The organism is Hymenobacter agri, from assembly GCF_054778495.1.
Genome location: NZ_BAAGZM010000091.1, coordinates 1 through 11,073, shown reverse-complemented (window position 1 = coordinate 11,073; position 11,073 = coordinate 1). Strand labels below are relative to the sequence as shown.

The following is an 11,073-nucleotide window of genomic DNA, read 5'->3' as shown; positions in this document are numbered from 1 at the left end:
CGTGGGCCTGCTCGATGGCGGCGCAGGTTTCCTGCAGCGCCGCATCGTGGCGGGCGCATAGGATGAGCGAGGCGCCTTCGGCGGCCAGCTCTTTGGCCACGGCGCGGCCCAGTCCCTGGCTGGCGGCGGCCACCAGAGCAACTTTTCCTTGCAGTCCGAGGTCCATAATCGGGCTATTTCAGGCGCAGGTAGTCGTCCGACTTATCGAGCCAGTCCTGGCGCGGCGGGCTGAAGATGTCCACGTCGAGCGTGTCTTCGATGGCTTCGGCTTTGTGGGGCACATTGCCGGGGATGTGCAGCACTTCGCCCACGCCTACCACAATGGGCTCGGCGTCTTCCGAGCCAATCCAGAAGCGCAGCGCGCCTTCCAGAATGTAGGTAATCTGCTCGTTGTGATGCTGGTGCAGGGGCACGATAGTGCCTTTTTTGAGGTAGACATGAGCCAGCATCATTTTATCGCCAGTGATGAGGCGGCGCGAAAGCTGGTCGGTTACCTGCTCCACAGGCATGGCGTCCCAGGTGTATTTGGTGGCGGTGGGGTTGTCGGGCATGAAATGGGGGATAAGGGAAAAGGAACAAGGTGAAAGGGTACGTCCGTCATGCTGAGCGCAGTCGAAGCATCTCTACCTTAATACTAACCTAAATGTTAGAATTAGTTGCGCGGCAGAGATGCTTCGACTGCGCTCAGCATGACGGCCTTTTCCCCTATTCCCTGTTCCCAAAAACTACACCCGCACCCGGCTCGCCACCGCCGACACGGCCAGCCCCATCACCGCAATCAGCGCAAACGACACGCGCAGGCTCGTAGCACCCGCCACGAAGCCGATAACCGGCGGCCCGAGCAGAAACCCAAAAAAGCCGATGGTGGACACCGCCGCCAAGGCCATGCCTGCCGACATGTGCGTGGACTTGCCCGCCGCCGAATACACCAGCGGCACCACCGCCGACGTGCCGAAGCCCACCAGCAAAAAGCCCAGCAGCGCCGTGGGCAGCGTGGGCAGCGCCACCGCAATGCTCAGCCCCACGGCCGTGAGCAGGCCGCTAAGCTGAATGACACGCCGGGGGCCGAGGCGCGCAGCCAGCCAGTCGGCCCCGAAGCGGCCCAGCGCCATCGTGCTCATAAACGCCGTGTAGCCCGCCCCCACCCAGGCCTTATCGGCCTGAATCACCTTCTTGAAATACACCCCGCTCCAGTCGAACATCGCCCCCTCGCAGATGAGCGCGCAGAAGGCAATGGCCCCCAGCCCGAGCAGCTCCTTATCGGGCTTCACGAAGATGGGCTGATTGGGGTCGACGCCCGCATCCTGCCGCACGGTGGAGCCGGCGCTCACGGCCAGCCCGGCCAGAATAAAGGCCGCAATGAAGATGAAATGCACGCCCGGCGGCACCGCGTGCCCAATCATGAACGAGCCCACGGCGGCCGCCACAAAACCCGCCAGGCTCCAGAGCCCGTGAAACGACGCCATGATGGGTTTGTGCTTGTACAGCCGCTCCACGCCCACGGCCTGGGTATTCACCGCGATGTTGGTAAGGTTGCCGCCCACCCCAAATACTACCAGGCACGGCAGCAGTTGCCACAGGCTACCGGCCCAGCCCAGCCCCAGCAGCGCCGTGGCGTAGAGCACCACGCCCCACAGCACCACGCGCCGGCTGCCCAGCTTGGCCACTAGCCAGCCCGCCAGCGGCAGCGAGGCCAGCTGCCCCAGCGGAATGGCCAGCAGCACGCCGCCCAGCGCCGCTTCCGAAATACCCATGCGCTGCTGCACGCTCGGAATGCGCGAGGCCCAGCTGGCAAAGCACAGGCCCAGCAAAAAAAACAAAGCGCCTACCGCCAGGCGGTGGGTTTTGCGCGAGGTGCCGCGCGGCGAAACACTATCCAACGTCATCATGCGCAAGCGGCCGCTCTCAGCGGGAGAGCGGTCCAATTTTTACGCAAGTTCGGGGCTGGCGGCCGGGCTGGCGCAGGCACCGGCCGCCAAATCGGCCGTAATCCGGGCACTCACCTGCCGCAGCAGGCCAATGGTTTCGTCGACGACGGGCTGCACGGCGGCCCGTTCGAACGGCTCGGGCCACTCGTTCAGCAGCTCCACCGGGGGCAGAATGTGCAGGGCACGCAGGTGCGTGAGGTTAGGCCGCAACGTGTGGGCGGTGCCGCGCAGCTGGCGCACATCGGCCGCCAGCACAGCCTGCCCGAAGCCCGCAATGGCCTCGTCGCAGCTCTCCACGAAGGTTTCGAGCATGAAGCGCACAAAGTCGAGGTCGCCTTGGCCCACGTGCAGCAGCTCGTCGGTCTGGTAAAGCGCAGCCTGGACAGCGGCGCCGCCGGGTTGGGCGGCCGGGGCCGTCGTCGCCTCCGGGGAAGCAGTTTCGGTGGGTTCGGCTTCGGTGGGGCTCATCAGCGGGCACAGCACCCAGCGGCTCACCTTGCGCAGCAGCTCATCTTCCTTGAAAGGCTTGGTGAGGTAGTCATCCATACCCGCGGCCAGGCACTTTTCGCGCTCGCCCTTGATGGCGTTGGCCGTGAGGGCCACAATAGGCGTAGTCAGCTCCAGCTGTTGGCGCAGCAGCGCGGTGGCCGCGTAGCCGTCCATCACCGGCATCTGAATATCCATCAAAATCAGGTCGAAGGGCTGGACCTGGGCCAGCTCCACGGCCACGGCCCCGTTTTCGGCCTCGGTCACTTCCACAAAGGCGTGGTCGAGGAAGGTTTTGGCAATCTGGCGGTTGAAGCGGTTGTCCTCCACCAGCAGCACGCGCTTGGCGCGCAGGCTCGGGAGCAGGCGCTCCTGGGGCGGCAGCGTGTCTTTAGGCAGCAGGTCGGCCGACGCCCCCACGGGCAGTTGCACCACGAAGTGCATCATCGTGCCCTTGCTTTTCACACTTTCGGCCTGCACGTCGCTGCCCATCAGGCGCAGCAGGTTACGGCTGATGCTCAGGCCCAGACCCGTGCCGCCGTACTTGCGCGTCACCGACGAGTCTTCCTGGCTGAACTCCTGGAACAGGCTCTGTACAAATTCCGGCTCAATGCCGATGCCCGTGTCGGCCACCCGGAACTCCACGCCCGCCCGGCCGTCGGGCCCGGTGCCCACCAAGTCGCAGGTGACGGTGACGCGCCCGGTTTCGGTGAACTTGATGGCGTTGCCGGCCAGGTTGAGCAGCACCTGCCGGATGCGGTAGGGGTCGCCGAGGAGCACGGGCGGCACCGTGTCGGCCACGCGGGTTATCAGCATCAGGCCCTTTTCCACGGCCTTGTAGTGCAGGGTTTGCTCTACTTCGGCCAGCAGGTGGCGCGGCGTAAAGCCAACTTCCTCCAGCGTCATCTTGCCGGCTTCGAGCTTGCTCAAATCCAGAATATCATTGATAATCACCAGCAAATGCTCGGCCGAAGTGGTAATGGCCTGGCGGTAGCTGTCCTGGTCGGGGGCGAGCGGGGTTTTGGCCAGCAGCTGGCTCATGCCCAGAATGGCGTTCATCGGCGTGCGGATTTCGTGGCTCATGTTGGCCAGAAACAGCTCGCGCGCCCGCACGGCGCTCTCGGCCGCCAGCTTGGCGTGGCGCAGCTGCCGCTCAGTGTTCACGCGGTCGGTAATGTCGATGCCATAGGCCACCAGCAGGTGGGGCGAGCCATCGGGGTTAAACACCGGCTGCAGGCAGCGCATCTGGTGGCGCATGCCCTCGGGCCGGTCGAACGACTCTTCAAACGTCACCAGCTCACGCCCCCGAAAAGCACTCATGATGCGCTCGTGGCGCTCCTCGGCCATGGCCCGCGGGTGGCCATACTGCGCGAAGTATTCGAGGTTGTCGCGGCCAATCACCCACGCCCGCCGCTCGGGGTTCTTAATGCCGGTGGCATTCACGTAGAGGTAGCGGCCCTCGGGGTCGAACACGCCAATGTCGCACGGAATGTGGCTCAGCGCGCACTCGTAGAAAGCCCGTTGCTCGGCCAGCTGCTGCTCGGCCTGGCGGCGCTGCGTCACGTTGCCGCTGGTGCCCACCACCATGCGTAGCGCACCATCGGCGGCAAATACCGGCGTGAGGTAGCGCAGCATCAGCTGCGGGCCGCTGGCCGAGGCGAAAGTTTCCTCCCACATTACTTCGGCCCGGGTCGCTACGGCCTGCTCGAAGTAGCGGCGGCGGTTTTTGGCCAGCTCGCGCGGCCGCTCCCGCCGGGCGCAGTAGTCAAAATCGTCTTTCCCAATTATCCAGTTCCGTATCTCATCATCGGCGAAGCACTGCCGGTTGGCCAACTGGTAGCGGTGCTCCGCGTCGAAGGCCACCACCTCTACCTGCAAGTGGTTGAGCACGGTATCATAATAGTCGCGTTGCTCGGCCAGGTGCTGCCGGGCGGTGCGCAGCTCGGCCTGCGTGGCGGCCAGCGCTTGCTGCAGGGCCGCCAGCTGCTCGGCCACCGGGGCGCTGGCATCGGGCAGCGGCACGGCAGATTCGGGAGGAATATCGGAAGAGTCTAATAAATTGTAAAAAACACCCATTTATTATAGTTCTATTATTTTTAAACAATTCACAAAGATACTACAATCGACAAGCCTAAACACCTTGCTTTCTTGCTATTACCAAAACAATTATTTGATTTTAAGGGGTATTTTTTGAACAAAACATTTCTAACAAGCTTGGTAAAATATAATTATTTGAGGTTGTTGTTTTCAGGTGCTTTGCCCGCAGAAAATGGGCTACTGCGGAGCGCGCCAACCCGCCACCCGGCAGCTGCAGGCCTTACCAAAACGCCTCGCAAAAAGAGGCAACGTGGTGCCGGGCCCGCGGTGGTGCCGCTTGGCGGAACGTGGCCCCAGCGGAGCAACACCGGTTGGACGCGCTGGAGCTTGCAGAATCCGAAAATCGGTGGGGATGCGCTACCACCATATCATCTCAGCCGGGCACAGCACACCGCAACCGGAGCCGGCTATTGCAGGAGCTGGGCCAGGGCCCGCCGGTAATCGGGGTTGTCAGTCATGCCGTTGTGGTGCGCGCCGGGCAGCACCACGAGCTTATCGGTGGGCCTGAGCAAAGCCTTGAGGCGCAGCGAAGCGTGGTAGTCAATCACCTCGTCGCGGTCGCCGTGAAATAGCACGATGGGCGCACTCACCCGCGCTATCAGCTCGTTGGTGGGCATGGGGTAGCGCAGCAGAAAGCCGGGCACGAAGGGGTAGCGCCGCGCCGCCATATCGCGCATGCTGAAATACGGAGCCTGCAAAATCAGCAGCCGGGGGTGGTGGCGCGCGGCTAGCCACGTGGCCGGCCCGGTACCCAGCGAGTAGCCCAGTACGACGGTACGGTTTTCCGGATATTCGGGCAGCAGATGCCGGTACACGGTATCTACATCGGCCAGCAGCTGGGCTTGGCTGCTGATGGTGCCGCCGCTTTTGCCGTAGCCGCGGTAGTCGGGCAGAAACACGTCGTAGCCCAGCGCGGTGTAGGCTGCGGCGGCATCGCCCCAGCTATTGAGCGCGCCGCCGTTGCCGTGCAGGTAGAATATCAGGCCTTTCGACGCGGGCACTTTAAAGAGTAACCCGTGCAGGCGGGTGCCGTCGGCGGCGGTGGTCCAGCGCTCCTCGAATTGGCCCAGGAAACGAAACCGGTAGTCGGCCGGCAGGCGCGTGGGCCCGAACAGCAGCTTTTCCTGCTTGAAGTACAGTACCCCGCATAACAGCACGTACAGCGCCGCCACTACGCTCACCACAAGTAGCACCACTCTCATAAGTCACCGGCTGCCGCGCACGGAAGCACCCGCTTCCGGTCCCGCCAAAGTAAAGCGCAGCCGGGCAACGCAGCCCTACCCCCCAATCGTGGCCATGCTCTCGAAACTGAGCTGGTGCAGCGGGCGCTGCCGCTCGGCCTCGAAGCCATTGGCCGCCCGATAGTGGAAAGCGCTGCTGAGGGCCGCCACAATTTCGGCATCGGAAGCACCACCGCGCAGCAGGGCGCGGGTGTCGAGCACGCCTTGGTCGTAAAGGCAGGTTTTGATGCCGCCCTCGGCCGTAAGGCGCAGGCGGTTGCAGGTGCCGCAGAACGTGCGCGAGTAGGCCGCAATGATGCCCACCGTGCCCCGGTGCCCGGCAATGGTGTACTCCGAAGCCGTGGCCCCGGCCGCCATGCTCACCGGCAGCAGCGTACCAAAATGCTGTTCCAGATGCTGGCGGATGCGGACGTGGTTCCAGGGCAGCGAGGCGGGGCCGGCTTCGTGGCTGCCGCCATTGAAGGGCATTTCCTCGATGAAGCGGACATCGACGGGCAGGTCGCGGCTGAGGGCGGCCAGCGGAATGAGGGCGTCGATGTTCTGGCCATCCATCACCACGGCGTTGATTTTTACCTGAATACCGGCATCGAGCAGGGCGTGAAAGGTGGCCAGCACCTTGGGCAGCTCGTCGCGCCGCGTAATCTGGAAGAACCGCTCGCGGTCGAGCGTATCGAGGCTGAGGTTCACGGCCTTCACGCCGAGGCGGGCCAGGGCGGGCACGTGCGGGGCGGTGAGCACGCCGTTGGTGGTCAGGCTGATATCGTCGATGCCGGGCAGCTGGGCCAACTGCTCCATAAAGGGCACCAGGTCGCGCCGCACGAAGGGCTCGCCGCCGGTGAGGCGCACTTTGCGCACGCCCAGGCCGGCCAGCAGGCCCGTGAGGCGCAGCATCTCCTCGTAGCTCAGCAGCTCGTGCTTAGGCATGTACTTAATGCCTTCTTCGGGCATGCAGTAAAAGCAGCGCAGGTTGCAGCGGTCCGTCACGGCCAGGCGCAGGTATTCGAGCGGCCGGCCGTGCTGGTCGTAGAGCGGAGAGACAGCCGGCGGGGCCGGAGCGAGGAGAGATGGAAGCACGTTTATCACCAATTTTGCCCGGCTGTACGTAAGACAGCCGGCTTGTGGTAAACCCCAGACGCTGGCTGGTGTTCAGCCTACGGCCCACAGCACCCCCAGCGGCTGGTTTTTGCCCCAAAATTTACGTCGAAAGATATGTCATTAAAAGTCGCCCTCTTCGGCATCACCCGCGACATCGTAGGTACGTCGGTGATTGAATTGCCGGCCCCCGCCCCCACCACCGTAGGCGAACTGCTGGCCGAAATGCGCCGCCAATACCCCGCCCTCGGCGACCTGCGCAGCTGCGCCGTAGCCGTAAACAACGAATACGCCAGCGTCGACCAGCCCCTGCACACAGTAGACGAAATCGCGCTGATTCCGCCCGTAGCCGGAGGCTAAGCTTCAGTTAACAGTTATCAGTGAGCAGTGAACAGCTTGATTCCTCCCATTTAGATAACTGCTCACTGATAACTGTTAACTGCTCACTGATTCAATGACTCCTACCCTATCTATTACCGACCAGCCCATTGATATTGCCGCCGCCCTCGCGGCCGTGCAGACGGATACCGCCGGGGCGGTCAACTCTTTTATCGGTACGGTGCGCAACCAGTCGGGCGGCCGGCCGGTGCGACGGCTGCACTACGAGTCGTACGACAGCATGGCCCTCACGCAGCTAGGCCATGTGGTAGCGCAGGCCTACGAGAAGTGGCCCATGCTTCAGGAAGTAGCCGTGGTGCACCGCAAGGGCACTTTGGAACTCGGCGATGTGGCCGTGGTGGTAGCGGTAGCTACGCCGCACCGCGCCGAGAGCTTCGCCGCTTGCCAGTTCATCATCGATACGCTGAAGCAGGTGGTGACCATCTGGAAGCGGGAGGAGTATGAGGACGGCACCGAGTGGGTGGCCGCGCATCCGTAGAGCTGATTTTAAGCACAAAAAACGCCCGACCTCTCTGTAGAAATCGGGCGTTTTTTCGACGTAGAGACGCATAATTGCGTCTTATCATCCGCACAATTTGTGCGTCATCGTTCAACAACAAGACGCAATTATGCGTCTCTACTTGCTCGGAATCAGGTACCCCAGCGACAGCTGGAATGCTGAGTGGCGGGCGTTTTTCAGGTCGCCGTTGAAGTAGGTGCTGTTGTCGGATTTCACGAAGTCGCTAAAGGCACCGGTGTAGCGTAAACTCAGGCTCAGACCGTTGTCGGCTTCGTAGCCCACGCCGGCCAGGTAGCCCAGCTCGTTGCGGTTGAGGCCGCTCACGTCGGTTTTATCCTGCGACTCGGCCGTGGTGGGCGCACCGCCGAGGGCGGGCGTGGTGGTTACTTTGGTTTGGTTGTTGGCGCCCAGCAGGTACGAATACTGCGGGCCGGCTTCAAACACGAGGCCCGAGGCGCGCATTTTCAGCAGCACCGGCACGTCGAGGTAGTTGTAGTTCACGCTGCCTTCGCGCTTCTGCTTGGCGCCGAGTAGCGTGGTGTACTCGGTGGGCTTATTATCAAAGCCTTTCTGTGAATACAGGATTTCGGGTTGAAGCGACAGGAAGCCGTCCTGAATGATGGGCACGTTGAGCATGACGCCGCCCAAGAAGCCGACTTTATTATTGTAAGTATCCTGATTCTGGATGTTGCCGGCCAGGTTGGAATAGTTGGCGCCGGCGCGCAGGCCGAGGCGCACACTCTGAGCCTGGGCCGATGAAACAGCGGCCGTAGCCAGAAGCGCGGCAGCTACGATTGCAGTCTTTTTCATAAGTGAAATAAGGTTGGTTGAGAAGACGTAACGTGGGCGCATCCATCAAAAACGTGCCAACACGGGTCGTTAACGCTTATTCTGATAGTAATCGTCTGAGCAGAAAGGCAAAAAAATAACCGCTGTTCAGGCGGCTATTTTTGCTGGAAGAAGGCGTAGCAGCCTTGGACAACGCGCAGCTAGGGCTTCGCCAGCAGTTGCACGGCGCGTTCGAGCACCTCGTCGTGCCCGGCCTGAATGCCGGCAATGGTAGGCGTGGCCACCACATCGGGCACAATGCCCACGCGCTGGGTTTCGCGGCCGTCGGGGTAGTACACGCCGAGGCCGCTAATCATCGTATTGATGTTGCCGGGCAATACAATGGCCGACACGTTGCCGTCGGCCCCGGCGGTGGTGCTGCCCACTACCCGCGCGCCCGGCACGGCCCGCAGAACCATGGTGGTATACTCCGACTGGCTCTGGCTCAACTCATTCACCAAAATCATGACCTTGCCCGCGTAGGGCACGTCTTTGGTGCCCGGCACCGACAGCACCGGCGTGGTCATGAACATGCCCGGGTAAGTAGGCTGCGGCTCGCTGAAGCGCACGAAAGACACGGGCTTTGCCGACAGGTATTTCGTGAGTGAATACACTACAAACTCGGCGGGGTAGTTACGGATATCGATAATGAGCCCCTTAGTGTCCTTCATCGCGGCCATAGCGGCAGGCAGCTCGGCCTGCTTGATGGTGCCGAGCGAGAGGTAGCCGATGTTATCGGGCAGCATCTTCCAGAACGGGGCTTTGGGGTCGGGCGTGCCGAAGTTCAGGGCCAGGTTGAGCTGGTCGGCCGGCACGCGGGCCACGGTCACGGGAAAATCGCGCCCGGCACGGCGCACCAGTAGGGTAACTTTGTCGGAAGGGCCGCGCAGCAGGTCGCGGGCAATGTTGCGCAGCTGGGTAGGCTCGTTGGAGGCGGGCGTGAGGGGCTGCCGGGCTTTTATCAGGTCGGTAACCTTGGTGCCGTCGACAGCCAGCACTACGTCGCCTTTCTGCAGGCCGGTGGCCGGGCCGAGGGTTTCGTGGAAATAACCCGTCACCACGGCCTGGCCTTGCACAAAGCGTACCTGCACTGGCGCGTGCAGCGTGCCTTTGTAGGCAGCCAGAATCTTGTCGTTGAAAACATTGGCGTGCGTGTCGTGGATGCGGGCAATAATGGCCAGAGCGGCCAGCCGGTACTGCTCGTCGGTGCGGGCGGCGGCGAATTGCGGAATAAATTCGGGCAGCACCTTTTGCCAGTCTTCCCCGATGGCGTAGCGGTAGGGGAAGAAATATTCAATCATGTTCCAGTAGCGGTACAGCGCCAGCAGGCGCAGGCCGGCATCGGGCGTGGCGGGCTGGGCATACACTTCCTCGTGCTCAAACAGCGGGTTGCCGATATTGGGGGCACTGCGCACGTAGTAGTGCGGGCCCTGGTTGCGGTTTTGGCGCAGGTAAGCAAGTTGCTGGCTGAGAGCTGGGCTGAGCTGTTTTTTATCAGTCAGCCAGTCCAAATCCGCCGCGAGGCGCACGTCTTTGGGCTTGGGCTCGCTACAGTTGTTGCAGGCCGCCACCGGGCCGAAGCCAGTGAGCCAGGTGCTGAGCACAGCGCTACATTCGTCCTTCGTTTTAGCATTGAGCACCTTGGGCAGCACGCGCAGCATTTCCGCGTCCATGTTGTAGTCGCCGCGGGCTACGGCGGGGTGGTAATATTTCACAAAGCCCCAGACCCGGCCCAGCACGGCGAGGTTATCGACTTGGAGTTTGGTGAGGTTATCAAGCGCGATGCCCGAGCCGTGGCGAAAGGCGGTGTCCTGCTCGGCTTTGTACTGAACGACGGGCTTGGCCGGAGCCTGGGCCAGCCCTGCTACTGGGGCAGCCAGCAGCAGGGCAAAGGAAAGAAAGTTGTACTTCATGCCCCGAAGATGAGCAATGTGTGCAAAACGTTGCCCGCCGCCCAATTTTATCGGGGCCCTGATACGCCGGCTACCGGTGCGGCTCCAGCTCCCGCTCGGCAGCCTGGCGCTCGGCGGGCGTGTTCACGTTGCGCAGCTCGGCGGGTGCGGGTGGGGCTAGCAGCTCGGTGTCGGAGTTAATGAGCGCCTTGCGCGGGCAGGAGTAGCCCAGGCTCAGAAACCGCAGCAGCTGCCCGTAGGCGCGCGGCTCCCAGATGCTCACCAGCGGCTCCGGAAATTCGTCCCAGGGACTGCGGAAGGACGTGGCCATCCGGGCTGGCTGGCGGTTGCTCACGAGGTATTCGAGCGTGTTGCGGGTGAGGAAGGGCAAGTCGCAGGCCAGCACCAGCCAGGCCGCGTTGGGGTCGGCCTGCATAGCGGACAGGATGCCACCCAACGGGCCCAGGTTCAGGAAGGTATCGGGCAGGGCGGTGAGGCCGACGGGCAGTTCGCCGGCCTGGTCAGGGCGCACGGATACGCGCACATCGGGGCAAAACTCGGCCAGCAGCGCGGCGGTGTGCTGGCGCTGGTCGAGGCCGTGGTAGTGCAGC

General features: G+C 62.7%; 11 protein-coding genes. 2 read left to right on the top strand and 9 right to left on the bottom strand.

Translation table 11 applies throughout. From position 1 onward, the window contains the following. The 6 genes from ACYVDE_RS07200 to moaA form a co-directional block, all read right to left on the bottom strand. Positions 1-166 (bottom strand): SDR family NAD(P)-dependent oxidoreductase (locus ACYVDE_RS07200; protein WP_460500809.1); only part of this gene is annotated, 166 nt, incomplete at its 3' end. Positions 167-173: 7 nt separating this feature from the next. Continuing rightward, positions 174-551, bottom strand: a complete 378-nt coding sequence (locus tag ACYVDE_RS07195) for a cupin domain-containing protein (protein ID WP_460500808.1) — start codon at positions 549-551, stop codon at positions 174-176. 174 nt (positions 552-725) lie between these two features. Next, complete coding sequence (locus ACYVDE_RS07190) at positions 726-1,925, bottom strand: MFS transporter (protein WP_460500807.1); 1,200 nt, start codon at positions 1,923-1,925, stop codon at positions 726-728. A gap of 3 nt (positions 1,926-1,928) precedes the next feature. Continuing rightward, complete coding sequence (locus ACYVDE_RS07185) at positions 1,929-4,436, bottom strand: response regulator (protein WP_460500806.1); 2,508 nt, start codon at positions 4,434-4,436, stop codon at positions 1,929-1,931. Between the two features lie 482 nt (positions 4,437-4,918). Further along, positions 4,919-5,713 carry an alpha/beta hydrolase gene (locus ACYVDE_RS07180; RefSeq protein WP_460500805.1) on the bottom strand — a complete coding sequence of 265 codons (795 nt, stop codon included), beginning with the start codon at positions 5,711-5,713 and terminating at the stop codon, positions 4,919-4,921. 75 nt (positions 5,714-5,788) lie between these two features. Further along, on the bottom strand, positions 5,789-6,826 hold the full coding sequence (gene moaA, locus ACYVDE_RS07175) for a GTP 3',8-cyclase MoaA (protein ID WP_460500804.1): 1,038 nt from the start codon (positions 6,824-6,826) through the stop codon (positions 5,789-5,791). A 135-nt stretch (positions 6,827-6,961) separates the two neighbouring features. Between moaA and ACYVDE_RS07170 the strand changes: the two genes are divergently transcribed. Beyond that, positions 6,962-7,204: a MoaD/ThiS family protein gene (locus ACYVDE_RS07170; protein ID WP_460500803.1), complete on the top strand. Its 243-nt coding sequence runs from the start codon at positions 6,962-6,964 to the stop codon at positions 7,202-7,204. A gap of 94 nt (positions 7,205-7,298) precedes the next feature. Continuing rightward, positions 7,299-7,721 (top strand): molybdenum cofactor biosynthesis protein MoaE, encoded by a 423-nt coding sequence (locus tag ACYVDE_RS07165; RefSeq protein ID WP_245115199.1) that lies wholly within the window; start codon positions 7,299-7,301, stop codon positions 7,719-7,721. Positions 7,722-7,859: 138 nt separating this feature from the next. Here ACYVDE_RS07165 and ACYVDE_RS07160 read toward each other — a convergent pair whose 3' ends face one another. The 3 genes from ACYVDE_RS07160 to ACYVDE_RS07150 all read right to left on the bottom strand — a co-directional run. Further along, positions 7,860-8,552, bottom strand: coding sequence for a porin family protein (locus ACYVDE_RS07160; protein ID WP_460500802.1), 693 nt, complete (start codon positions 8,550-8,552; stop codon positions 7,860-7,862). Positions 8,553-8,731: 179 nt separating this feature from the next. After that, positions 8,732-10,483, bottom strand: a complete 1,752-nt coding sequence (locus ACYVDE_RS07155; protein ID WP_460500801.1) for a S41 family peptidase — start codon at positions 10,481-10,483, stop codon at positions 8,732-8,734. A gap of 70 nt (positions 10,484-10,553) precedes the next feature. Further along, the coding region (locus tag ACYVDE_RS07150) for an NTP transferase domain-containing protein (RefSeq protein ID WP_460500800.1) at positions 10,554-11,073 on the bottom strand (520 nt) is incomplete at its 5' end.

What these genes read in the sequence shown, in the direction of transcription:
- ACYVDE_RS07160 (WP_460500802.1), bottom strand. Translation starts at nt 8,552, where the DNA reads ATGAAAAAGACTGCAATCGTAGCTGCCGCGCTTCTGGCTACGGCCGCT.
- ACYVDE_RS07155 (WP_460500801.1), bottom strand. Translation starts at nt 10,483, where the DNA reads ATGAAGTACAACTTTCTTTCCTTTGCCCTGCTGCTGGCTGCCCCAGTA.
- ACYVDE_RS07180 (WP_460500805.1), bottom strand. Translation starts at nt 5,713, where the DNA reads ATGAGAGTGGTGCTACTTGTGGTGAGCGTAGTGGCGGCGCTGTACGTG.
- ACYVDE_RS07170 (WP_460500803.1), top strand. Translation starts at nt 6,962, where the DNA reads ATGTCATTAAAAGTCGCCCTCTTCGGCATCACCCGCGACATCGTAGGT.
- ACYVDE_RS07195 (WP_460500808.1), bottom strand. Translation starts at nt 551, where the DNA reads ATGCCCGACAACCCCACCGCCACCAAATACACCTGGGACGCCATGCCT.
- ACYVDE_RS07165 (WP_245115199.1), top strand. Translation starts at nt 7,299, where the DNA reads ATGACTCCTACCCTATCTATTACCGACCAGCCCATTGATATTGCCGCC.